The following is a 23,236-nucleotide window of genomic DNA, read 5'->3' on the forward strand; positions in this document are numbered from 1 at the left end:
GACGACCGTTACAGTCCAGGAAATGGCAGGCCGGATCGGCACCGAACAGGTGTCCGACTGGGTCGAGGTCAGCCAGGAAATGATCGACAAGTTCGCCGATGCGACTGGCGACCACCAGTTCATCCACGTCAACCCGGCAATGGCGGCGATGACGCCGTTCGGCGGCACCATCGCGCACGGCTTCCTCACGCTGTCGCTGATGCCGCTGCTGTCGTCCAAGATCATCGACGGCGTCGAGATCGAAGGCGTCAAGATGGGCGTCAATTACGGGGGCAACAAGGTCCGTTTCCTCCAGCCCGTCCGCTCGGGCAAGCGCGTGCGCGGTCGTTTCAAGCTGTTGAGCTTCGACGAGAAGCGCCCCGGCCAATGGCAGCAGACCAATGAATTCACGGTCGAGATCGAAGGCGAGGACAAGCCCGCGATGATCGCAGAATGGATCAGCCAGATTTTCGTTTGATGTAACCCATTTCCCCTCCCGCTCGCGGGAGGGGTTAGGGGAGGGCAATTCCTACGCTCTCCCCACGCCCTCCCCCAGCCCCTCCCGCAAGCGGGAGGGGAGGAAGAAGCAGAAGGAAGAAACCCCATGCGTTCCGCCGTCATCGTTTCCACCGCCCGCACCCCGATTGGCCGCGCTTACCGCGGTGCCTTCAACAACACCCCCGCGCCGACGCTCGCGGCACATTCGATCCGCGCTGCGGTCGAGCGCGCCGGCATCGAAGGCGGCCAGGTCGACGACCTCGTCTTCGGCTGCGCGCTGCAGCAGGGCCATCAGGGTGGCAATATCGCGCGCAACGCGTTGCTGCGCGCGGGGCTTCCGGTCACCGTGCCCGGCATGTCGGTCGATCGCCAGTGCGCCAGCGGCCTGATGGCGATCGCCACCGCCGCCAAGCAGATTATCACCGACAATATGGACATCACCGTCGGTGGCGGCGTGGAGAGCATCAGCCTCGTCCAGACCCCGCAAATGCGCGTCGCCGCCGACCCTGAGCTGATCGCGATGCACAAGGATGTCTATATGACGATGCTCGGCACCGCCGAGACCGTCGCCAAGCGCTACAATATCAGCCGCGATGCCTGCGACGAATATGCGCTCCAGTCGCAGCAGCGCACCGCCGCCGCTCAGGCCGCCGGTTATTTCGACGCCGAGATCATCCCCGTCACCGCCAACATGGCGATCACCAACAAGGAGACCAAGGAGGTCACCTATAAGGACGTGACGCTGACCAAGGACGAAGGCAACCGCCCCGAGACCACGCTGGAGGGCCTGAAGGCGCTGCAGCCGGTGATGGGCCCGGGCATGAACGTGACGGCGGGCAACGCCTCGCAGCTGTCGGACGGCTCCTCCGCTTCGGTACTGATGGAGGAAAAGGTCGCCGAGAAGCGCGGACTGCAACCGCTCGGCCGCTATGTCGGCATGGCGGTGGCGGGCACCGAGCCTGACGAAATGGGCATAGGCCCGGTCTTCGCCATTCCCAAGCTGCTCGAACGCTTCAACCTGAAGATGGACGATATCGGCCTGTGGGAGCTGAACGAAGCGTTTGCGGTGCAGGTGCTGTATTGCCGCGACACGCTCGGCATCCCCAACGACCTGCTCAACGTCAGCGGCGGCGCGATCTCGATCGGCCACCCTTATGGCATGACCGGCGCGCGCGGCACCGGCCACGCGCTGATCGAAGGCAAGCGCCGTGGCGCGAAGTACGTCGTAGTGACGATGTGCATCGGCGGCGGCCAGGGGGCTGCGGGGTTGTTTGAGGTGCTGTAAACGAGCCGCGCTTCGGCGGGGTTAGAAGAGGCGGCGCCGGGAAACCGGTGCCGCCTTTTTTGTGGGGCGGGTGTCTTGCGGCCACTTCCCGCCGTTCGCGATCGGCAAAGCGACCTCCGCGACCGAACCACCGCAAACGGCCAGCGTCAGTCATTCCTCCCTAAATGCTTACTTCGGCACTGGCTTTGCGCAGTCGCCCTGCCGCTGCCCCTTAATAGACCAGTGACGTTCGTTTCTGACCGGAGGACCACCGGGTCTTGGTGCTTCGGGCTCTTGGACATCAACAAAATCCAAGCGCAAGCGCGTGTTGGAATAGTTCCCCGTCACGGTCAGACGGTTTTGGGCTCGCGTCGGTGCCTCGGGTGGGATCTGGGATGCGTTACGGTCACTTGATCTGGGTGGCCCCAGACCGTGGTCATTCGCGTCCTGCTCGATAGCGATCCTACCCGTGTCCGTGCTGGGTGCCATCATCGTAGTACCGAAACAGGATTGGATAGCGCTGAGTTTTCCGCTCCCAAGGCGGACTTGAAGACGGGAGCAATGCGCCGTTGCTGACGGAGTCTGCCCTTCGCCAACAAGAATACGCATCAGCGGCTCGACGTCTGTCGCCGCGAGGCACATGTGCCACGTCTTATCCGAACCGGTCGGACGAAGGTCTTCTGGATTGAATGCGGTGCCATAGGTGTAAGAACGCGACAGGGTCAGAGTCCAATCGCCGCCTTTCAATACTGCCCGCTTCCCTTCTACTACAATATCATTTCCGAGGGGATGCGGCTGCTGTTGTTGCAACTGCTGGGCATAAGCATTCACGGCGACGCCGAGCGAGCACAACCCAAGGAAGATGGCGGTTCTGTTCATCTCCTCAAGTGACCTTACGCCCCCTTCACCCGTGCGTCTTCATCCATTCCTCAACCACCGGGGCAACCTTCGTGCGCCATTTGGAACCGTTGAAGATGCCGTAATGCCCGGCGCCCTCGGCCATGTAATAGCGCTTCTTGTCCTCGGGCAGGCTGGTCGAGATCTTCAGCGCGGCCTTGGTCTGACCCAACCCCGAAATATCGTCCTTCTCGCCCTCGATCGCCAGGATCGCGATGTCGGTGATCGCGGCGGGGTCGACCAGGCGGCCGCGGTGCGTCATCGTGCCCTTGGGCAGCGAATGGTCCTGGAACACCACGTCGATCGTCTGCAGGTAGAATTCGGCGGTCATGTCGCAGACCGAGCGATATTCCTCGTAGAAATCCTTGGTCGCCTCGGCTTCCAGATCCTCGCCCTGCACCAGATGTTTGAACATCTCATAATGCGACATCATGTGGTTGCCGAGGTTCATCGACATGAAGCCGGCGAGCTGCAGGAAGCCCGGATAGACGCGCCGCCCGGCGCCCGGATAGGTGCCGGGGATGGTCGCGATCACATTCTGGCTGAACCAGCTGTGCGGCCGCTCGGTCGCCAGCGTGTTGACCGCGGTCGGCGCTTCGCGCGTGTCGATCGGGCCACCCATCATCGTCAGCGTCTTGGGGCGCGCCGGGTTCTTGTCGGCGCTCATCACGCAGGCGGCGGCGTAGCATGGCACCGATGGCTGGCACACGGCGAGCATGTGCGTGCCGCCCTGTCCTTCATTGCTGCCGATCGTTTCCAGGAATTCGATCAGATAATCGACATAATCGTCGAGATCGAACTTGCCCTCGGACAGCGGCACCAGCTTCGCGTCGCGCCAGTCGGTGATGTACACATCCGCCACCGGCAGCATCCGTTCCACCGTGCCGCGCAGCAGCGTGGCGTAATGGCCCGACATCGGCGCAACGATCAGCAGCTTGGGGCCACCCTCGACGCCCTTGCGCTTGAAATGCAGCAATTGCCCGAAGGGTTTGCGCAGCGCGATCTCTTCATGGATCTCGACCGTCTGGCCGTCGATCGTGGTGAAATCCAGCCCGAAGGCGGGCTTGCCGCGTGGAGCCGCGGCATGCGCGAACACCTCCAGCGCGGAGCTGAGGATCTGCCCCCCGCCGAAATAGGAAAAGGGGTTGGCGGGGTTGCTGAGCACCCCGGCGCTGAAGTCGGCCATCGCGCTGGCACCGGCCAACAACGATTTCTGCATTTCATAAGCGTTGTACAACATACCGGACTTTCTAGCAGACAAATCTTATCTTAGCATCAAAGCTTATGCCGCACCGCCGCATTCGGCAATCCTCGCTTTCAAGTGAACGTTTCGCGGGCGGTCAGGATCCACGTTGAGGGCAAGCCCGGTCCCTGCTAGGCGCAACGGCTATGGCAGACCCCCAAAACGCTTCCCCCAGCGAACCCGCCCAACGCAAGCTTAGCAGTCTGGCCATGGTGTGGCGCTATGCCCGCCATTATCCGGTGCAATTGGGGATCGCGCTCGGTGCGTTGCTCGTCACCTCGGCGACGACGATCTATATTCCCTGGACGTTCAAGTCGGTGATCGATCGCGGCTTCTCGCATGGCAGCGACATGGCGCATGTCGACCGCACTTTTTATCTGCTGTTCGCGGTGGTGCTGGTGCTGGGGATCGCCACGGCGATCCGCTTCTATTTCGTGTCATGGCTGGGCGAACGCACCGTCGCCGACGTGCGCATTGCGGTGCAGAACAATCTGCTCAACCTGACGCCGCGCTGGTTCGAGGAGAACCGCCCGTCCGAAATCGCCTCGCGCCTCACCGCCGATACCGGCCAGATCGAAATGGCGGTCGGCACCACCGTGTCGGTCGCGCTGCGCAATGCCATCACCGGGATTGGCGGAATCGTTTCGCTGTTCGTCCTCGCGCCCAAACTGGCCGGCATGATCCTGATCGGCATTCCGCTGACGCTGGTGCCGATCATCGTGCTCGGCCGCCGCCTGCGCACACATTCGCGCACCAGCCAGGACCGCATCGCCGACATTGGCGCAATGGCAGTCGAAGTGTTCTCGGCGATGAAGATCGTCCAGGCATTCGGCCAGGAGCGGCGCGAGGCGGCGCGCTTCGCCGATGCCGTGACGCGCAGCTTCACCGCCGCCAAACGCCGCATCTTCCTGCGCGCGCTGCTCACCGCCTTGTTCATCACGCTGATCTTCGGCGCGATCACGCTGTTGTTGTGGAGCACCGTCGCCGATGTCGCAGCGGGGCGGCTGTCGGCGGGGTCGCTCACCGCATTTCTGGCGACGTCGGTGCTGGTCAGCGGTGCGTTCGGGTCGCTGAGCGAAGTCTATGGCGATTTGCTGCGCGCCTCGGGCGCGGCCGAGCGGCTGGCCGAATTGCTCGGTGAAAAGCCCGAAATCGCCGCCCCGGCCAAGCCGATCACGCTGCCGCAGCCGCCGCGCGGGACGATCGAGTTCGACCATGTCGAATTCCGCTACCCGACGCGGCCCGATGTGGCGGCGCTGCACGATTTCTCGCTGTCGGTCGCGCCGGGCGAAACCGTTGCCATCGTCGGCCCTTCGGGCGCGGGCAAGACCACGTTGTTCCAGTTGATCCAGCGTTTCTACGATCCTTCGACCGGCGCGGTGAAGATCGACGGCGTCGATTTGCGCACCGCCGACCCCGCCGAAGTGCGCGCACGCATCGCGATGGTGCCGCAGGAGACGGTGATCTTCGGTGCCTCGGCGCGCGACAATCTGCGCTATGGCCGCTGGGACGCGCGCGACGACGAACTCTGGGCCGCCGCCGAGGCCGCCAATGCCGCCGAATTCCTGCGCAAATTGCCCGAGGGGCTCGACACTTTCCTCGGCGAAGGCGGCGCGCGCCTATCGGGCGGCCAGCGCCAGCGCGTCGCGATCGCGCGCGCGCTGCTGCGCAACGCCCCGATCCTGCTGCTCGACGAAGCCACCAGCGCGCTCGACGCCGAGAGCGAACGCCTGGTCCAGGAAGCGCTCGAACGGCTGATGGCGGAGCGCACCACGCTCGTCATCGCGCACCGCCTCGCCACCGTCCGCGCGGCCGAACGCATCATCGTGATGAGCGACGGCCGCATCGTCGAACAAGGCTCGCACGGTACGCTGGTTGAACAAAACGGCCTCTACGCCCGCCTCGCCAGCCTGCAATTCAGCGAAGCCGCCTGAACCGTGCGCTTCCCCTTCCGCTTGCGGGAGGGGCTGGGGGAGGGCATGATCCAGCCAAACCGCACGGAGCGACCGGCCCCTGCCCGACCGCTCCCGCCAAGCGGGAGGGGAGAAACATGCGCGATTTCGACATCATCGTTTTCGGGGCGACGGGCTTTACCGGCCGTCTGGTCGCCGAATATCTCGCGCACAGCGGTGCGCCGCGCTGGGCGATGGCCGGGCGCTCCGCCGCCAAGCTGGCCGAAGTGCGCGATCTGATCGGCGCGCCCGCCGACACGCCGCTCCTCACCGCCGATTCCGAAAATCCCGCCAGCCTGCGCGCGCTGTGCGAACGCACCCAGGTCGTGCTCACCACGGTCGGCCCGTACCAGCTCTATGGCAGCGATCTCGTCGCCGCCTGCGCCGAAACCGGCACCGCTTATGTCGACCTCTGCGGCGAGCCCGCCTGGATGCGCCACATGATCGACGCGCACCACGAAACCGCGCAGCGCAGCGGCGCGCGCATCGTCTTTTCCTGCGGCTTCGATTCAATCCCGTTCGATCTCGGCGTGCTGACGCTGCAGGAGGCCGCCCGCGCCAAATTCGGCGCGCCCGTGCCGCGCGTGAAGGGCCGCGTGCGCAAAATGCAGGGCGGCTTTTCCGGCGGCACCGCCGCCAGCCTGAAGGCAACGCTCGCCGCCGCCGCCAAGAATCCCTCGATCCTAGGCCTGCTCACCAACCCGTTCGCGCTCACGCCGGGCTTTACCGGCCCGCACCAGCCGACCGGGCTGATCCCCGAATATGACCGCACGATCGAGGCGTGGGTCGCGCCCTTCATCATGGCGCCGATCAATACCAAGAACGTTCACCGCACCAATTTCCTGCTGGGCGAACGCTTCGGCGCCGATTTCGTCTATGACGAGATGATGGTCGCCCCTGGCCTCGGCGACATGGGCAAGGCTGCCGCCGAAGCGATCGCGCGGATCAACCCGCTTTCGAGTGAAAAGGGCCCCAAGCCCGGCGAAGGCCCTTCCAAGGAAGAGCGCGACGCCGGTTTCTACGATCTGCTGTTCATCGGCGAGGGGCCCAAGGGCGAGCGCATCGATTGCGTCGTCACCGGCGACAAGGACCCGGGCTACGGCTCGACCAGCAAGATGATCGCCGAAACCGCGCGCTGCCTGGTCGAGGATGTGGCCGGAGACGGCGGCATCTGGACGCCCGGCGCGCTGATGGGAAACGTGCTGGCGGACCGGCTACAGGCGAAGGCGGGGCTCACCTTCCGCTGCGGGTGATGGCGCGCCCTCGCTCCCCGTCTTCCCGTTCGCCCTGAGCCTGTCGAAAGGCACCTCTCCCCAAAGAGCCACGCTCCCGAGGAGAGGGGGCTTCGACAAGCTCAGCCCGAACGGGGGAAGGTTTACCCCCGCGCCTGCACAAAGGCGGGAACCGGCCCGATATCCTTGCCCGCCGCGCGCGCAACCGCTGCCGCCTGGTTGATGAAGTCCCACACCCGCTTGCTGAAGCCAGCGTCGGCCTTGCCCTCCCACGCGCCCATATCGGCATAGAGCCGCGCCGAGCCTTCCCACATCGCCGGTGTGGCAACGCGGCTGAACGGTTCGAGCAAGGTGAACCACTCCCGCACGAACGCCAGCGCCGCATCGCTCGCCGGGTCGAGCGGCAAGGCCGCCTCGATCCGGTCGCTCAGTACGCGCCACTGCGCCAGATAATCGGGGGTCGAGACTTGCGGAGCCGCCCCCATCTGCGCGTGCCACTCGGCCTGTTCTTCGGGCGTGTAATAGCGGTCGATCACGTCCTTCCACGCTTTTGCCTGATCATTCATGACTGTATCTCCATCGCGGATCAGCGAGCAAAGTGTCGCGGCATCGAGCGGCTCGCCTCGGTTGATGCGGGACAATGCGGAATCGATCAGGGTGATGGCGTCGCCAATCTCCTGCGCCTGGACGGCCAGCCGCTCGCGTTGCGCGCTCAGCAAGGCGGCAAGGTCGATCGGTTTGCGGTCGAACAGCCGCTTGATGTCGCCCAGGCTGAGCCCGGCCTTCTTGAGCGCGACGATGCGATGCACCCGCTCCAACTCGGCCGGCCCGAACCAGCGTCGGCCCGAATGGGTACGCAGCGGCGACACCAGCCCGCGCGCCTCATAAAAGCGCAGCGCCCGCGCGGTCAGGCCGGTGCGGCGGACCACTTCATCAATGGCAAACGAATCATCCATGCCGCCCTTATGCCGGTTGACCTTGGGTCAACTTCAAGGGGTGATTTGGGGCGGGAGGCAGATTGTTGGTGGAGGGCGGCTTGTGGTTTGGTCGCCTGCGCCATAAATCTATCGCATTGCTTTCTGCGCAAGGTCCAATAAGCCAGATTTACTGGCTTATCTTCACGGAGAAGAGCAACTTTTCCCGAGCGTCGTCGCCAGCAGTATTGATGAGCCGATCCACTTTGGCGCGCACATCCTTGTCGCCAAGTAGCTGCTCCCTTGGGCCGGGGATACTTGGATCGGCGACGTTCGCGTAAAACAGACGGTAGAGATCTCGCGCGCGTTCGGCGGATTCTATCGCGCGTTGGAAGTCCACCTCGCGGTAGACCATGATGTTCGTATCATCGATCGGCATTGGCCTGATCACGCCTCTACCGTCCGGTAGCTCGAGCACACGCTGGCGAAAACTGGCGTTGTGCTCGACGATCGTTTTGGGGTGCGTAAGCAGGATTGCGTCAGAAACCTCCGAACAATGGCCCCAAGCCCAGTGTGCAAAGCGATTACGTTCAGCTCGCAACGGTTCGGTGACGGCCAAGATCGCGCGCAGTAGGATTTCTTGCCATTCGGGCAAGGCAGCTTTGGCAGCCGCCTTGAGAGCCGACTTCTGGATTCCTGAACTTACCAACGACAGATACATTGCGGTTCCGACCGCGATGTCGGTCTTCAACATACGACTGAGAATGGAAGCGAGGTCGCCATCGATGTGCGCCCAGAGAGCAATGACGTAGGCGACATCGACTGCGAAAGGCGAGTTTCTGAGAACACCTGCCGAGAAGGTCAACTTGCCTTCAGGTGAGACCTCAGAAAGGGGTTGCGGCATATTGGTTTCCTACGACTTGTTAGTTTCTGCGGAGGCACACTTCGAGATCGGTGCCATTTGCGCTGAATAGCCGCAACTGGACCATTTCAATCTGCCCGGACTGTTTCGACAATCTCGGGCATCCCATCTTCCCAACCCTGTCCTACAAACGCCCCCTTTACTATCCTGCCACCGCTCTTTGACAGAACCCGTCGTCCCCCTCCCCCGCCCAGGGGGTAGCGCCGAGATCGAAGTGTTTTACGCCCAACCTTCCGCGTGCCTTCGGCAACAAAGCCAAGCTCCCTCAACACCCTACCGCTTCTTCCCCTGATGCCGAATATTCGCCGGCCGCCCGCGCCGCTTGATTACGCGCGCTGGCCCCTTGCCCCGCGTTTCGCGCTCCGCGCCGCCAGCCGGCCCCTCGACCATCTCGAAGCGCAAAGCGCCCGACACCGGGTTGGCCTCGGCGAGGCGCAGCGGCAGCTTCTGCCCGCTGGCGAAGACCGTGCCGCTATGTTCGCCCACCAGCGTGCGGCTCGCTTCGTCGAAGCGGAAATATTCCCCCCCCAAACTGGCACCCAGATCGCGCACCGGCATCAACCCGTCGCCGCCAATCCCCTCGACGGTCGCGAAGAAGCCGAAATTGGTGACGCCGGTGATGCGCGTCTCCAGCACTTCGCCGACCTTTTCGCTCAGGAACGCCGCGACATAGCGGTCGATCGTGTCGCGTTCGGCCTCCATCGCGCGGCGTTCGAGCATCGAGATGCTCTCGCCGATCCGCTCCATCGTCGCGGCTTCGCCTTCGGTCAGCCCGCCCGGGCCGAGGTCATACGCGGCGACCAGCGAGCGGTGCACGATCAGATCGGCATAGCGCCGGATCGGCGAGGTGAAATGGCCGTAACTGCCCAGCGCCAGCCCGAAATGCCCCATATTGGCCGGCGCATAATAAGCCTGGGTCTGGGTGCGCAGCACTTGCTCCATGATCTGCGGGCGCGCGTCGCTGTCGATCACTTTGTCGAGGATCTGGTTGAAGGTCTTGGGCCGCACCACCTGGCCGAGCGCGAACTCGATGCCATAGGTCTTGAGATAGTCCTTCAGCGCGACCAGCTTCTCGCGGCTCGGCTGTTCGTGGACGCGGTACATGACCGGCGCCTTCTTCGCCTCCAGCGCCTTGGCTGCGGCGACGTTGGCGGCGATCATATAATCCTCGATCAACTTATGCGCATCGAGCCGCTCGCGCGGGGCGACCGACAGGATGCGGCCCTTCTCGTCGAGCACGACGCGGCGTTCGGGCAAGTCCAGATCGAGCGGCGCGCGCGCGGCGCGGGCCTTGGACAGCGCCTTCCAGCAACCCCAGAGCGGGAGGAGCGCTTGCAGCAGCACTCCCCTCCCGCCTGCGGGAGGGGTTGGGGGAGGGGAAAGTGCGGCATCGGCGGTGGGCGTCGCTGGCCCCTCCCCCAGCCCCTCCCGCGAGCGGGAGGGGAGCATTGCCGCATCCACCATCGCTTGCGCATCCTCATAAGCGAGGTTAGCCGCGATCCGCACCACCGCGCGGGTGAAGCGCCACGATTTCAGCGCGCCGCCTTTACTCACCTGCAAATGGCAGACCAGCGCCGCGCGATCGACGCCTTCCTTGAGCGAGCACATCTCCGCCGAAAGGCTCTCGGGCAGCATCGGCACCACCCGGTCAGGGAAATAGACGCTATTGCCGCGCCGCCGCGCCTCGCGGTCGAGGCTCGATCCGGGGCGGACGTAGAACGACACGTCGGCGATCGCGACGATCGCCTTCCAGCCGCCGTCATTGGATGGGTCGTCATCGGGTGCGGCCCACACCGCATCGTCATGGTCGCGCGCATCGGCCGGATCGATCGCGACGATCGGCAGGTGGCGCAGGTCTTCGCGTTTGTCCCCCAAAGGCAACGCCGCCACACGCACCGCTTCCTCCAGCGTCTCCGCCGAAAACACGTCGGGAATCCCCAGCTTGTGGATCGCGATCAGCGAGAAGCTGCGCGGCGCGAACGGGTCGCCCAACACTTGCGTCACGCGCACGGTGATGCGCGGCGGGTGCCCGGCTTTTTCGGCCAGCACCAGATCGCCGACCTGCGCTGCGCCCGCATCGGACACCTGGAATTCGCGGCGTTCCTTCTTCTCCACGCCCTGCAGCCACAGCGTCGCGCCCTCCTGCCGCAGCACGCCGAGCACGAGTTCCTCGCCCTTGGGCAAAGTCTTCATCGGGTGCGCGATCCAGCCCTTGCCCGCTTCCTCGGTGCGCGCGAGGATGCGGTCGCCCACGCCCAGCGCGCCCTGCTTGCGCTCGCGCACGCGCAGCTTGGGGGCGGGCGTTTCGGCCTCCCAGCGTTCGGGCACGGCCCAGGCGGTGCCGCTATCGTCGACATCGGCGATGCGCAGCACCGTCACCTTGGGCAAGCCACCAAGCTTGTGGAACGCGCGGCCGGGGGCGCTGTCGATCAACCCCTCATCGGCCATGTCCTTCAGCAGCGCCTTCAGCAGGATCTTGTCCTGCGCGGTCAGCCCGAAGGCGCGCGCAATCTCGCGCTTGCCCGCCGGGGTCGGCGAGGCGGAGATGAAATCGAGGATCTGCTCGCGGGTCGGCAGGCCGGGCGTGCGCTTTATCGGTTTGGGCATCGGCCTAGCGATACGCCACACGCGGCCAAACGGCAAAGGGCCCGCCACCCCGCAGGATGACGGGCCCTTGCCCCCCGACCGCTGTCGTTCAGAACTTGCCGCGCAGCGTCACGCCGTAGGTGCGCGGCTCGGCCAGAAATGCCGAAATTGTCTGGTTCGCCGTGCCGCCAAACGCCTGGACGTTGGCGACGCTGTTCGATCCCTGGAAGGGCGTGCTGAACGCGACCTGCTCATATTGCGTATTGGTCAGGTTCTGCGCCCACAGTTCGATCGCCCATTGCTCCTTGGGGCCACGAATGCCGACCCGCGCGTTGACCGTGGTGAAACCATCCTGCTTCTTTTCCGGGAACAGGTCGGAGCCGGTGTTATAATCGCTGGTGGTGCGCTGATCGACATAGATCAACCCCGACAGGCCCGAACTGCCCAAACGCGGCGTCCAGGCGATGCTGCTGGTCACGACATTGCGCGGCGCGTTGGACAAGGCCTGCCCCGGCAACAGGAACAACGCTGGGTCCAAGGGTGCCCCGGTATTGCGCCCGACCAAATTGTTGCGGAACTTGGTATCGGCCAGCGTATAGCCGGCGGTGAACGCCACGTTGCGGGTCGGGTAGATCGCCGCCTCGACTTCCACACCGCGCGTCCGCACGCCGGGCCGGACATTGTTGGGATCGCACGCCCCGGTCGACGCCGATGCATCGCGGTCCGCGCCCGCCAGATCGGTCGAGCAGGAGTCGATATTCTGCACCAGGAACACCGAACCGTTGAAGGTGTTGAGCTGGAAGTCCTTAAAGTCCTGCTGGAACGCCGCGACGTTCAGGTTGAAGCGGCGGCTGGTATATTTCACGCCGACTTCATAGGCGTTTACCTTCTCGGCATCGAACTGGAGGTTCGCCGTACCAAAGCCAGCGCCGCGCCCGCCAAACTGGCGCGGATCGGTCGGCGAGAAGATCGGCTGGCCCAGCGCCGAACGGTCGAGGTTGAAGCCGCCCGCCTTATAGCCGCGCGAATAGCTGGCATAGGTCAGCACGCCCGTAGTCGGCTTCCACGACAGCACCGCCGTGCCCGTGAACTCGCCTTCCTTGCGCTTGTCGCTGAGCTTCAAGGCATTGAGCGCCGAACTGGAATTGCCTTGGCACGTCAAATTGACAACGCCCGCTGCCAGCGATTGCAGCGAGGCCGGCAACGCTGCCGCACCTCCGGTCAGGAACGGGGCGAAGAACGCCTGCTGGGCCGGGCAGACGGTGTTGGTGTTGTTGAAATCGGCGCGGAACGTCTTCTCTTCATGCGTGTAGCGCAGGCCCAACGTCAGATCGAGCGTCGGGGTGATGTGCACGATATTGTGCGTGAAAAAGGCGAAGTTGCGGCTGCGCTGATAGTAATTGGCGTTGTTGTCGCCGACATTGTTGACCGTGCTGAGCGTGTTGAGCCCGTTGATGAAGATCGGTGCAGCCGCCCCGAACGCCCCGGTCAACGTGGCGATACCGGTCGGGCTGAGACAGCCCGGTGCGCTGGGGTTACGCAGAACTGCAGCGGCGTTGATCGTCGCGACCAGACGGCACGCGGCAAACGCCCCATATTGCGAGCCGAATTTGAGGTTGTCGCGAACCGTTAGATCTTCATTGGAGAAATAGCCGCCAACGAGCCAGTCGAGCCGATCCTTGAACAGCGATCCCTGCAGTCGAAGCTCTTGCGAAAACGTCTTGAACTGGCGGAAGGAATTGCCGTCCGCAGCGCGATACAGCAAATCGATGTTGCTGTAATCGACGTCGCCGGGGGCCTCTGCCTTATACTCGCGATAGGCGGTGATCGACGTCAACGCGACATCACCGATCTTCCAGTTGATTTCGCCGGAGATGCCGCCATCGGTGGTCTTGCCACGGAAGCTGCGGCCCGGCGTATCGGAGGTCAGGCGGTTATAGGGCGTCATGTTCGCCGGATAAACGCCGCCCGGAAACACCGCGCCCATGCTGGTCATCACGTCGGTGATGCGGTTGGTCCGGCTGGCATAATCATGTTCGGGGTTGGTCCCCGCCGCACCCGGCGTCGGATCATAGGTTTCCACCGTCGAAACATAGACGGCGGCGCAGCAGGATTCGACGCGGTGCGTATAATCCCCGATCAAACGCACCGACAGGTCTGCGGTGGGTTGATACAGCAACTGGCCGCGTACGAAATAGCGATCGCGATTGTTGAGCCGCTGGCCCGTCACCGCATCGGTGTAGAAGCCGTCGCGCTTCGAATACACGCCATCGAGCCGCGCGGCGATCGTTTCGGTGATCGGGCCCGTGATGCTGCCCGAGGCGCGAACCGCATTGTAATTGCCATAGGTCAGCTCGCCATTGGCCCCAAAGGTGAAGCTCGGAGCCTTGGTGATGATGTTGAGCAAGCCCGCGCTGGCATTGCGCCCGAACAGCGTTCCCTGCGGACCGCGCAGCACTTCGATCCGGTCGATTTCACCGAGATCGTTGAGGCCAGCCCCGGTGCGGCTGCGATAGACGCCGTCGATGAAAGTCGCGACCGAGCTTTCCAGGCCGGGATTGTCGCCCACCGTGCCGATGCCGCGGATGCGCGCAGAACCGTTCGCTTCCGATCCGGTCGAAGACACGAGCAAGGATGGTGCGAGCTGGTTAAGCTGGCGGATGTCGTTCGCGCCTGAATTGGACAGCGACGCCGACGAAACCGCCGACACCGCCAGCGGCACGTCCGACAGCAGCGAATTGCGGCGCGTCGCCGTCACGATGATATCGCGGGTGGGTTCGTCCGCCGTATCGGCCGCCGCCGGAGCCTTGGCGGCCTCCGGCGACGACGACGGCACCCCGGTTGCAGGCGCGGTCTGCGCCGATGCTGGCATGGCAATCCCAAGCGCAAGCGCGGACATGGCACATGCAGACAACAAGGCGTTCGTCATATCTCTCTCCCCGAAGGACCAGAACACTAATCGGTTCCGTACCCTATCATCGAATTTACCCGAGAACGGGGCCGCGTCAAGCGCGGATACGTCGCAAATGACCGGCAACGTATAGGAGTTTTACGGACTTGCGACAAAAATGACACGACCGAAACGGCCAGAACGCAGCTTCGAAAATGGGTCGCTCATGGTGCAATTGCGAAAGGGGAGCGGATCCCGATCAGTATCCGTTCAACCGGGCAAAGCGCTCCCGGTGAAAAGCGGCATTGCCCCACATCGTCTCCAAGATACGCGCGCGCTTGATGTAGAAGCCTGCATCATGCTCATCGGTCATGCCGATGCCGCCGTGCAGTTGAATCATCTCCCGGCTGACGAGGTGGAGCGTATCGCCCGCCACCGCCTTGGCCAGGCTGACCGCCTGGTCGACATCCGACCGCCCCGCATCGATCGCCTCCAACGCCCCTTCGACTGCCGACCGCATCAATTCGAGCTCGGTAAACATCTTTGCCATGCGGTGCTGCAGCGCCTGGAAGGTCGAGAGCACCTGCCCGAATTGCACGCGCGTCTTCAAATAATCGTTGGTGGTGTTGAAGGCCTGCACCGCGAGGCCCAGCATTTCCGCGCACACCGCCGCAGTCGCGCGATCGACCACGCGTGCGGTGAGCGCGGTATCGCCGAGCCGTTCGGCGGGCGCGTCGGTGAAGGTGATCTGCGCGTGGCTGCGCGAATCCGTCATATGGCGTGGAGAGCGGGTCACGCCGACATCGCCGGAGACCAGATACAGCCCATCATCGGCGGCAACGACAAAGACGCCCGCGCTATCGCCTTCGGCGACGAACGCCTTGGTCCCGCTCAGCCTTCCGTCGACCACCTTGGTCGCGACCTTGGCCGGATCATGCACCGGCCCCTCATCGACCGCGAGCGTGGCGACCACCGCGCCGCTGGCAATGCGCGGCAACCATTCGGCCTTCGCCGTCTCGGATTCGCCCAAGACGATTGCGCTCGCCGCCGCCGACGTCGCTGCCAGTGGCGACGCCGCCAGATTGCGACCAAGCTGTTCCAGCACGAGGCCAAGCGACAGATAGCCAAAGGCAGTCCCGCCAAAAGCCTCGGGAATGACGATACCGGCCACCCCCATTTCGGACAGCGCTTGCCACGCCGCCGCATCATAACCCGCGCTCGGTGCGGCCGCGCGCATCTCGCGGAAGGCGGTCACGGGCGATTCATTGTCGGACCACTCGCGCACCATGTCGCGGAGCATCGTTTGTTCGTCGTTGAGTACGGCCATCTCGCGGTCCCCGTTTTGTGATGGGTGAAACGGGGGAGGATGGCTTCTGCCGTCCTTCACCCCGCCCCTCTCCGGCCCGCCGCAGTTGCGGCAGCCTATCTGGAATTACTGGTGATCGAGCATCCCGAGGATGCGCTTCGAAATCACGTTGTTCTGGATCTCGGTCGACCCGCCATAGATCGACACCGCCTTGCCCCACAGCCAGGTGCGCGTCTGGGTCAGTTCGTCCTCACTGAAGCCCTCGCCCTCCCAGCCCAGCCCGGCCATGCCCATGATCTCGATCGACAGCTCCGCGCGTTCCTGCGTGATGCGCGCGCCGACATTCTTCATGATCGAGGTCGCCGCCGACGGCCCCTGGTTCGACTTGGCTTCCAGCGCGGCACGGCGCAGCGTCAGCGCGAAGGCGCGGCTGTCCATCTCATGCCGCACGATGCGCATCCGCAAATCGCTGTCGGGCACGCGACCCTGCTCATCCGCGCCGCGATAGTCTTTGGCCAGCGCCCCCATCGCCTTGCCCGCGAACAGCCGCGAGGCACCGCCGCCGCCCGACAGGCTGTTACGCTCATGCTGGAGCAGCCGCGTGCCGATCTCCCAGCCCTGCCCCTCGCGCCCCACGAGATTTTCCTTGGGCACCTTCACATTGGTGAAGAAGGTTTCGCAAAACGGCGACTGGCCCGAAATCATGCGAATCGGCTTCACCTCGACGCCGGGCGAAGTCATGTCGAGCAGCAGGAAGCTGATGCCGCCGTGCTTTTGCGATTTGTCGGTGCGCACCAGCGCGAAGCATTTGTCGGCCCACTGCCCGCCCGACGTCCAGGTCTTTTGCCCGTTGACGATATAATGGTCGCCCGCGTCCTCGGCGAAGGTCTGCACATTGGCGAGGTCCGACCCGGCATTGGGCTCGGAATAGCCCTGGCACCAGCGCACCTCACCCTTGGCGATAGCCGGGATATGTTCGTGCTTCTGCGCCTCGCTGCCATATTCGAGCAGCGTCGGGCCGAACATCATCACGCCCATGCCGCCAATCGGGTTCCACGCGCCAATCCGCGCCATTTCCTCCTGCAGGACGCGGATTTCGGCCTTGTCGAGCCCACCGCCGCCATAAGCCTTGGGCCAGCCGGGAACACCCCAGCCCTTTTCGCCCATTGCGGCCTTCCAGGCGATTTCATCTGCGGACAGTTCGGTTGGGCCTTCGAGCGCGGACAGGGCATTGTCCTTGCCCTTGAGCGCAGGCGGGAAGTTGGCGGCAAGCCAGGCGCGGGCCGTCTGGCGGAACTCGTCAAGCGCGGTCGCTGGAGCGTCGAGTTCGGGCGCAGTCGCCATAAAACCTGTCCTTGCTGATAAAATCTGAAGATTGGGTATGGCGAAGCGATGCCACAGAATGGGCGTCGTGAAAAGCGTTATTGGGCGCGTTGCAGCGATCGCCCGTTCGGTAAGGCGGCACCGGGCCGCGACGCTTCAGGCCGCAATCGGCACCGGCATTGTTGCCCGGCGCAGTTGCGGACGCGTAGCGGCTCCCCATCTCCCGCGTGACGCAAGAGGAGCTTGGCGCATGATCGACCTGCATTACTGGCCCACGCCGAACGGCCACAAAATCACGCTATTTCTGGAGGAGGCCGGGGTCGAGTATCGCATCATTCCGGTCAACATCGGCGCAGGCGACCAATTCCAGCCGGATTTCCTGAAGATCGCGCCCAACAACCGTATGCCCGCAATCATCGATCACGACCCCGCCGATGGTGGCGAGCCGATCGCGATCTTCGAATCGGGGGCGATCCTGCTCTATCTGGCCGACAAATATGGCGCGTTCATCGGCGCGGACTTGCGCAGCCGCACCGAGACGATTCAGTGGCTGATGTGGCAGATGGGTGGATTGGGGCCGATGCTCGGGCAGAACCATCACTTCAGCGGCTATGCCCCTGAAAAAATCCCTTATGCGATCGATCGTTATGTCAAGGAAACCAATCGCTTATACGGCGTTCTCGATCGCCGCCTGGCCGACCGGGATTTCATCACCGGCGAATATTCGATCGCCGACATGGCCTGCTACCCCTGGATCGTGCCGTATGAACGCCAGGGCCAAAATCTCGGCAATTTCCCGAACGTGAAGCGCTGGTTCGAGGCGATCGCCGCACGTCCGCACACGATCGCCGCTTATGCCAAGGGGGCCGCGATCAGCGACAACAAGCCGATGACCGAGGAGGCGAAGAAGATCCTGTTTGGGCAGACGGCAAAGGTACTGGGGTAACGACTCCTCCCCGCGTCGGGGAGAGGGGGACCATGAGCATTGAGCGAGTGGTGGAGGGGGCGTGCCGCGGGCGGAACTCCCGTGGAGCCCCCTCCACCACCCGACTGACGAAGCCCCCCCTCCCCGTTCCGGGGAGGATCGATCGTTCGAACATCGCGTATGGTGTTTCCCTCTCTCTTGTTCTAGCGAATCGAAGATCGGGATTTGCTGAGAAGGGACATGATGACCGCTGCCGAAATGCTCGCGAGTGACTTTGCGACCTTGCCCGACCTGATCCGTGCGCACGCCGCGGAGCAGGGGGACAAGGTCGCCCTGGCCGAAGCCGACGGCGAGCTGGATTATGCCAGTCTCGACGCGCTGGTCGACCGCGTCGCCGCCGCGCTTCAGCGTGATGGCGTGCGGCAGGGCGACGCCGTCGCGATCGTCGCCGCCGCCAGCATCGATTATGTCGCGATCTTCCTCGGCGCGCTCCGGGCCGGGTGCGTGGCGACCCCGCTCGCGCCATCGGGGACGCCCGATAGCATCGTTGCGATGATCGCCGACTGTGCTGCCCCCATCACCTTCGTCGACGCCGAGGCGGCAAGCGCATTGGGCGGACACCATATTCCCGGCAAGCTCGTCCATCTGAAATCGCTGGGATCGTGGCTCGCCCCGGTCGGCGCGCGGCCGACACCGGTCACGATCGCGCCCGAGAATGGCTTCAACATCATCTACTCGTCGGGCACCACCGGCGTCCCCAAGGGGATCGTACAAAGCCACGCGATGCGCTGGGCGCATATCAACCGCAACGAGGCCGCCGGGTTCGCCGACGCGGTGACGATGATCGCGACGCCGCTATATTCCAACACCACTTTGGTCAGCGTGCTGCCCACGCTCGGCTGGGGCGGCACGGTGGTGTTGCTGAAGAAGTTCGATGCGCGCGGTTATCTGACGCTCGCCGAACGCCACCGCGCCACGCACACCATGCTGGTGCCGGTGCAATATCAGCGGATCATGGCGCTGCCCGATTTCGATCGCTTCGACTTGTCGAGCTTCCGCTTCAAGACCTGCACCTCCGCCCCGTTCCCGGCGGCGCTGAAGGCCGATGTCGTCGCGCGCTGGCCGGGGCTGCTGGTCGAATATTACGGCATGACCGAGGGCGGCGGCACCTGCCTGCTGATCGCCAACGCCTTTCCCGACAAGCTCCACACCGTCGGCCGCCCGGTCGAGGGCCACGACATCCGCCTGATCGACGATGACGGTCGCGAGGTGCCGCAGGGCGAAATGGGCGAAGTGGTCGGCCGCAGCCCGGCGATGATGACCGCCTATCACGGCCGCAAGGACGCCACCGCCGCCGCCGAATGGTTCGATGCCGTGGGCAACCGCTTCATCCGCCACGGCGATGTCGGGCGCTTCGATGCCGACGGGTTCCTGACGTTGCTCGACCGCAAGAAGGACCTGATCATCTCGGGCGGCTTCAACATCTATCCGACCGATCTCGAGGCCGTGCTGGCGCGTCATCCCGCCGTTGCGGACTGCAGCGTCATCGGCGTACCGAACGAGGCGTGGGGGGAAAGCCCGGTCGGCTTCTACGTGCCGCATACGGGGGTCGACGCCACCATCGCCGAGATCCTCGACTGGACCAATGCGCAGCTTGGCAAGACGCAGCGTCTGGCGGCACTCCACGCGATTGCCGAACTCCCGCGCAGCGCGATCGGCAAGGTGCTCAAACGCGAGTTGCGCGATCGCTTGGCGGAGCACGCGCTGTGACCCCGATCCACCAGATTCTCTCCACCGCGCAGCCGGTCGAAGGCGGCTTCCGCACCGAAATTCCCTCCGACTGGCTGCAAGGGCGCACCGCTTATGGCGGCCTGTCGAGCGCGCTGGCGCTGCACGCCGCGCAAGGTATCGAACCCGATTTGCCACCGCTGCGGTCGGCGCAAGTCTCCTTCATCGGGCCGCTGGCGGGCGCGGTCACGGTCACCGCGACCAAATTGCGCCGCGGCCGTACCGCCGCCTTCATTCAGGCCGATATCGTGTCGGAGGCGGGGCTCGGCTATCGCGCAATCTTCGTCTTCATGGCCGAACAGCCCTCGCGCATTGCGCTCAGCGGCGGATTGCAGCGTGCGGTCACCCCGCCTGCTCCCGACGCCACCCTCTACACGGGCCCCGACGGCTTTTTCACCGGCAATTTCAACTTCCTCGACCTGAAGGATCAGGCACCGGGCGAAGCCGAATGGCTGCGCTGGGCGCGGTTGCGCGATGCGTCGGGGATCGACCCGATGGTCGAGGTGCTGGCGCTGGCCGACGCGCTACCGCCCGCCGCGTTCAAACTGCTCGGCAAGCAGCCCGCGCCGCTCAGTTCCCTGACGTGGATCGTCAACCTGCTGACGCCCGCCCCCGCCACCCGCGATGGCTGGTGGTTGCTCGCGGCCGAATCGGCCCACGCGGTCAATGGCGGATCGAGCCAGACGATGATGCTGTGGAATGCCGACGGCACCCCCATTGCCCAGGGGATGCAAAGCGTCGCCATCTTCGCGTGACCGCCGGGCGTGGTTGCCACGCCTTGCGACATTTTGCGACACTTTGCCCCCATCCCCGGGATAGTGGCGCGACAGATGCCACGGCATAACCGCGCAACCGACACGCCATCGCCAAAGCAGCATCAGGAGACCAGCCGATGAGGTTCACCCGCATTCTTACTGCAGCCGCAATTGCCGCGCTTGCGACCGCTGCGGCCGTTGCACAGGGCGGTGGCATGACGCAGGCGGACACCAATGGCGATGGCATGATCTCCAAGGCCGAAGCCACGGCGCAAGCGAATGCGCGTTTCGACGCGATGGATACCAACAAAGACGGCTTCCTCTCGGCCGACGAGCAGACCGGCCCGGCGGCGCGCCTGCTGACACGCGCCGATACCGATGGCGACGGCAAGATCTCGCGCACCGAATATCTTGCGCAAGCCGACAAGCGTTTCGCGCGCATCGACGCCAATGGCGATGGCCAAATCACCAAGGACGAATTGACCGCCTGGACCGACCGCGCGCGCAAGGCAGTAATGCAGCGCCGCGACCCTGCGGACGCGATTGCCCCCGCGCCAACCCCTTCCCCCAATCCGGGCCAATAATCCCCAGGCCCGGCCGCCGGGCGAGCATGCCCCCCGCTCGCCCGGCACCTTTTTCCAAGTGGATCGCGTCATGCTAAACACCGACACCATGGGGGAAACGCCGCATCTGTTGCTGGTTGACGACGAACGCTCGATCCGCGAGCCGCTTGCGCAGTTCCTGACGCGGCAAGGGTTCCGCGTGACGCAAGCGGGCGACGCCGAGGGCGCGCGCGCGCGGATGACGGCTTATGCGATCGACCTCGTCATTCTCGATATCATGATGCCGGGCGAAGACGGCCTGTCGCTCACCCGCCACATTCGCGAGAGCGGCGAGATCCCCGTCATCCTGCTCACCGCCCGCACCGAGGAGACCGACCGTATCGTCGGGCTCGAAATGGGCGCGGACGATTATGTGGTAAAGCCGTTTTCGCCGCGTGAACTGGCGGCGCGGGTCAAGGTGATCCTGCGCCGTGCCGCCGCGGGCGGCGTGCGCCAACACGCGCCCGAAAGCGGATCGTTCGCCTTTGCCGGATGGGTGCTGAAATCGGGCGAGCGCACTTTGGTCGATCGCGACGGCGTCTCGGTGCCACTGTCGACCGGCGAGTACAACTTGCTGCACGCGCTGGTCACGCGCCCGCGTCAGGTGCTGACGCGCGACCAGTTGCTCGATCTCACGCAAGGCCGCGAAGCCGCCGCGTTCGACCGCGCGATCGACAATCAGGTCAGCCGTTTGCGCCGCAAGATCGAAGCCGACCCTAAGGCACCCGACCTGATCAAGACCGTATGGGGCGGTGGCTATACGCTGGCCGCCGAAGTGACCCGGCTGTGACGACGGCGCGCCCTTGAAGCTCCTCCCGCGCAATCTCTCCGGCCAGATGGCGCTGCTGATCGCGGTGGCGCTGTTCGTCGCGCAGGCGATCAATTTCGGCTTATTGCTGCAGGAACGGCGTCAGGCACGGCTCGATCAGGCAACCGGGCCCGCCGTCACCCGCATCGTCGATGCCGACGAACGCATTGCGGCGGGCAAGAAGATCGGCGGCGGCGGCTCGTGGAGCCGCACCCGCGTGCTGGCCGCCTCCCCGATCCCGGCCGGGGCGGAGCGGCTGGGCGATATCGAGCAAGCGTTGCGTGCCGCGCTCACTGACGCTGGCGTCAAGGTAAACCGGATCGAAACGCAAGTGTTGCCGATCTCGCCGAACGATCCGCGTCTGCGCTATGTCAGCCAGTCCCGCATCGAACGCCTGCTCCGTGCGGGGGCGGAGCTCGTCGTCGCGGTCCAGCGGCCCGACGGACAGTGGATTGCGCTCAACATCGGCTGGACGCGCAGCGATTCGACGATCCTGTGGCGGCTGTTCGCGCAGACGGCGATTCTCTACGGCGTAGTGCTGGTGCCGTTGCTCTGGGCGGGACGCCGCATATCGCGCCCGCTTCGCCGCCTGGCCACCGCCGCACGCGACTTCCACCCTAGTACCGCGACCGAACCGATCGTCGAGAGCGGTCCGCAGGACGTGCGCGACGTGATCGTGGCGTTCAACGCACTGCGGCTGCGCGTGACCGCCATGCTGGAGGAAAAAGATCGCATGCTCGGTGCGATCGGGCACGATCTGCGTACCCCGCTGGCGGCCCTGCGCGTGCGGATCGAATCGGTTGAGGACGACACCGATCGCGCAAAAATGGCCGATACCATCGCCGAAATGAACCGCACGCTCGACGACATTCTGTCGCTCGCTAGGCTGGGTCGCCCGAGCGAACCGCCGACCGAGGTCGATCTCGCGGCATTGGTCGATGCGGTCGTCGAGGATTTCCGCGATCTTGGCCACTCCGTCGGTTTCGAAGAAGCCGATCGCCTGAAGGTCCGGCTACGCCCCTCGCCGATGCGGCGCGCGCTGCGCAATCTGATCGAGAATGCGCTGAAATATGGCGGGTCCGCCGAAGTCACGCTCACCGCGACACCGCGCGAAGTGGTGATCGCCGTGTGCGATCGTGGCCCCGGCATCCCCGCCGATCGGCTGGGCGATGTGTTCGAGGCGTTCACCCGGCTGGAGACGTCGCGCAACAAGGAAACCGGCGGCATCGGGCTGGGGCTCGCGCTTGCCCGCGCGATCGTACGCGAGGCGGGCGGCGACATTACGCTGGAAAACCGCGACGGCGGCGGCCTGATCGCGCGGATTACATTGGCGCGACCCTAACGGCGGGTGC

18 protein-coding genes are annotated in these 23,236 nt (G+C 64.7%); 10 read left to right on the top strand and 8 right to left on the bottom strand.

What is annotated here, in order from left to right; translation table 11 throughout:
* Nucleotides 1-22: 22 nt before the first annotated feature.
* Together EJC47_RS15150 and EJC47_RS15155 are read left to right on the top strand one after the other, a co-directional pair.
* Nucleotides 23-457 carry a MaoC family dehydratase gene (locus EJC47_RS15150; protein WP_171010471.1) on the top strand — a complete coding sequence of 145 codons (435 nt, stop codon included), beginning with the start codon at nucleotides 23-25 and terminating at the stop codon, nucleotides 455-457.
* Nucleotides 458-583: 126 nt separating this feature from the next.
* A complete protein-coding gene (locus tag EJC47_RS15155; RefSeq protein WP_126848764.1) occupies nucleotides 584-1,762 on the top strand; it encodes an acetyl-CoA C-acyltransferase in 1,179 nt (392 codons plus the stop codon).
* A gap of 168 nt (nucleotides 1,763-1,930) precedes the next feature.
* Here EJC47_RS15155 and EJC47_RS15160 read toward each other — a convergent pair whose 3' ends face one another.
* Together EJC47_RS15160 and EJC47_RS15165 are read right to left on the bottom strand one after the other, a co-directional pair.
* On the bottom strand, nucleotides 1,931-2,620 hold the full coding sequence (locus EJC47_RS15160) for a hypothetical protein (RefSeq protein WP_126848765.1): 690 nt from the start codon (nucleotides 2,618-2,620) through the stop codon (nucleotides 1,931-1,933).
* Between the two features lie 25 nt (nucleotides 2,621-2,645).
* Entirely contained in the window at nucleotides 2,646-3,878 is a 1,233-nt protein-coding gene (locus EJC47_RS15165; RefSeq protein WP_126848766.1) for a polyhydroxyalkanoate depolymerase, read from the bottom strand.
* Nucleotides 3,879-4,027: 149 nt separating this feature from the next.
* On the opposite strand from EJC47_RS15165, the gene EJC47_RS15170 reads away from it, so the two are divergent.
* Together EJC47_RS15170 and EJC47_RS15175 are read left to right on the top strand one after the other, a co-directional pair.
* Complete coding sequence (locus EJC47_RS15170) at nucleotides 4,028-5,815, top strand: ABC transporter transmembrane domain-containing protein (RefSeq protein WP_126848767.1); 1,788 nt, start codon at nucleotides 4,028-4,030, stop codon at nucleotides 5,813-5,815.
* A 116-nt stretch (nucleotides 5,816-5,931) separates the two neighbouring features.
* On the top strand, nucleotides 5,932-7,086 hold the full coding sequence (locus EJC47_RS15175; protein ID WP_126848768.1) for a saccharopine dehydrogenase family protein: 1,155 nt from the start codon (nucleotides 5,932-5,934) through the stop codon (nucleotides 7,084-7,086).
* 122 nt (nucleotides 7,087-7,208) lie between these two features.
* On the opposite strand, the gene EJC47_RS15180 is transcribed toward EJC47_RS15175, so the two are convergent.
* From EJC47_RS15180 to EJC47_RS15205, 6 genes are all read right to left on the bottom strand, one after another.
* Complete coding sequence (locus EJC47_RS15180; RefSeq protein WP_126848769.1) at nucleotides 7,209-8,021, bottom strand: MerR family transcriptional regulator; 813 nt, start codon at nucleotides 8,019-8,021, stop codon at nucleotides 7,209-7,211.
* Nucleotides 8,022-8,169: 148 nt separating this feature from the next.
* Nucleotides 8,170-8,883 carry a hypothetical protein gene (locus EJC47_RS15185; RefSeq protein ID WP_126848770.1) on the bottom strand — a complete coding sequence of 238 codons (714 nt, stop codon included), beginning with the start codon at nucleotides 8,881-8,883 and terminating at the stop codon, nucleotides 8,170-8,172.
* A gap of 291 nt (nucleotides 8,884-9,174) precedes the next feature.
* A complete protein-coding gene (locus tag EJC47_RS15190; RefSeq protein ID WP_126848771.1) occupies nucleotides 9,175-11,508 on the bottom strand; it encodes a ribonuclease R family protein in 2,334 nt (777 codons plus the stop codon).
* An 88-nt stretch (nucleotides 11,509-11,596) separates the two neighbouring features.
* Entirely contained in the window at nucleotides 11,597-14,416 is a 2,820-nt protein-coding gene (locus EJC47_RS15195; protein WP_126848772.1) for a TonB-dependent receptor, read from the bottom strand.
* A gap of 220 nt (nucleotides 14,417-14,636) precedes the next feature.
* Nucleotides 14,637-15,704 carry an acyl-CoA dehydrogenase family protein gene (locus tag EJC47_RS15200; RefSeq protein WP_126848773.1) on the bottom strand — a complete coding sequence of 356 codons (1,068 nt, stop codon included), beginning with the start codon at nucleotides 15,702-15,704 and terminating at the stop codon, nucleotides 14,637-14,639.
* Nucleotides 15,705-15,809: 105 nt separating this feature from the next.
* Complete coding sequence (locus EJC47_RS15205; RefSeq protein ID WP_126848774.1) at nucleotides 15,810-17,027, bottom strand: acyl-CoA dehydrogenase family protein; 1,218 nt, start codon at nucleotides 17,025-17,027, stop codon at nucleotides 15,810-15,812.
* Nucleotides 17,028-17,256: 229 nt separating this feature from the next.
* On the opposite strand from EJC47_RS15205, the gene EJC47_RS15210 reads away from it, so the two are divergent.
* From EJC47_RS15210 to EJC47_RS15235, 6 genes are all read left to right on the top strand, one after another.
* On the top strand, nucleotides 17,257-17,952 hold the full coding sequence (locus tag EJC47_RS15210) for a glutathione binding-like protein (protein WP_126848775.1): 696 nt from the start codon (nucleotides 17,257-17,259) through the stop codon (nucleotides 17,950-17,952).
* A gap of 222 nt (nucleotides 17,953-18,174) precedes the next feature.
* The gene (locus tag EJC47_RS15215; RefSeq protein ID WP_126848776.1) at nucleotides 18,175-19,701 is read left to right on the top strand and encodes a class I adenylate-forming enzyme family protein; all 1,527 of its coding nucleotides are present in this window, start codon (nucleotides 18,175-18,177) and stop codon (nucleotides 19,699-19,701) included.
* Nucleotides 19,698-20,474, top strand: a complete 777-nt coding sequence (locus EJC47_RS15220; protein ID WP_126848777.1) for a thioesterase family protein — start codon at nucleotides 19,698-19,700, stop codon at nucleotides 20,472-20,474. The genes EJC47_RS15215 and EJC47_RS15220 overlap by 4 nt, the downstream gene beginning before the upstream one ends.
* Nucleotides 20,475-20,611: 137 nt before the next feature.
* Nucleotides 20,612-21,058, top strand: a complete 447-nt coding sequence (locus tag EJC47_RS15225; protein ID WP_126848778.1) for an EF-hand domain-containing protein — start codon at nucleotides 20,612-20,614, stop codon at nucleotides 21,056-21,058.
* 88 nt (nucleotides 21,059-21,146) lie between these two features.
* Nucleotides 21,147-21,866, top strand: coding sequence for a response regulator (locus EJC47_RS15230; protein ID WP_126848792.1), 720 nt, complete (start codon nucleotides 21,147-21,149; stop codon nucleotides 21,864-21,866).
* 46 nt (nucleotides 21,867-21,912) lie between these two features.
* The gene (locus EJC47_RS15235; RefSeq protein ID WP_185867689.1) at nucleotides 21,913-23,226 is read left to right on the top strand and encodes a sensor histidine kinase; all 1,314 of its coding nucleotides are present in this window, start codon (nucleotides 21,913-21,915) and stop codon (nucleotides 23,224-23,226) included.
* The last annotated feature ends 10 nt before the right edge of the window (nucleotides 23,227-23,236 follow it).

Origin of the sequence: Sphingomonas sp. TF3 (genome assembly GCF_003985085.1) — a bacterium.
Taxonomy (GTDB): domain Bacteria; phylum Pseudomonadota; class Alphaproteobacteria; order Sphingomonadales; family Sphingomonadaceae; genus Sphingomonas.

Excerpts from the sequence above, each read along its gene's own strand:
- EJC47_RS15150 (WP_171010471.1), top strand. The coding sequence starts at position 23 with ATGGCAGGCCGGATCGGCACCGAACAGGTGTCCGACTGGGTCGAGGTC.
- EJC47_RS15155 (WP_126848764.1), top strand. The coding sequence starts at position 584 with ATGCGTTCCGCCGTCATCGTTTCCACCGCCCGCACCCCGATTGGCCGC.
- EJC47_RS15160 (WP_126848765.1), bottom strand. The coding sequence starts at position 2,620 with ATGAACAGAACCGCCATCTTCCTTGGGTTGTGCTCGCTCGGCGTCGCC.
- EJC47_RS15165 (WP_126848766.1), bottom strand. The coding sequence starts at position 3,878 with ATGTTGTACAACGCTTATGAAATGCAGAAATCGTTGTTGGCCGGTGCC.
- EJC47_RS15170 (WP_126848767.1), top strand. The coding sequence starts at position 4,028 with ATGGCAGACCCCCAAAACGCTTCCCCCAGCGAACCCGCCCAACGCAAG.
- EJC47_RS15175 (WP_126848768.1), top strand. The coding sequence starts at position 5,932 with ATGCGCGATTTCGACATCATCGTTTTCGGGGCGACGGGCTTTACCGGC.
- EJC47_RS15180 (WP_126848769.1), bottom strand. The coding sequence starts at position 8,021 with ATGGATGATTCGTTTGCCATTGATGAAGTGGTCCGCCGCACCGGCCTG.
- EJC47_RS15185 (WP_126848770.1), bottom strand. The coding sequence starts at position 8,883 with ATGCCGCAACCCCTTTCTGAGGTCTCACCTGAAGGCAAGTTGACCTTC.
- EJC47_RS15190 (WP_126848771.1), bottom strand. The coding sequence starts at position 11,508 with ATGCCCAAACCGATAAAGCGCACGCCCGGCCTGCCGACCCGCGAGCAG.
- EJC47_RS15195 (WP_126848772.1), bottom strand. The coding sequence starts at position 14,416 with ATGACGAACGCCTTGTTGTCTGCATGTGCCATGTCCGCGCTTGCGCTT.
- EJC47_RS15200 (WP_126848773.1), bottom strand. The coding sequence starts at position 15,704 with ATGGCCGTACTCAACGACGAACAAACGATGCTCCGCGACATGGTGCGC.
- EJC47_RS15205 (WP_126848774.1), bottom strand. The coding sequence starts at position 17,027 with ATGGCGACTGCGCCCGAACTCGACGCTCCAGCGACCGCGCTTGACGAG.
- EJC47_RS15210 (WP_126848775.1), top strand. The coding sequence starts at position 17,257 with ATGATCGACCTGCATTACTGGCCCACGCCGAACGGCCACAAAATCACG.
- EJC47_RS15215 (WP_126848776.1), top strand. The coding sequence starts at position 18,175 with ATGACCGCTGCCGAAATGCTCGCGAGTGACTTTGCGACCTTGCCCGAC.
- EJC47_RS15225 (WP_126848778.1), top strand. The coding sequence starts at position 20,612 with ATGAGGTTCACCCGCATTCTTACTGCAGCCGCAATTGCCGCGCTTGCG.
- EJC47_RS15230 (WP_126848792.1), top strand. The coding sequence starts at position 21,147 with ATGGGGGAAACGCCGCATCTGTTGCTGGTTGACGACGAACGCTCGATC.
- EJC47_RS15235 (WP_185867689.1), top strand. The coding sequence starts at position 21,913 with ATGGCGCTGCTGATCGCGGTGGCGCTGTTCGTCGCGCAGGCGATCAAT.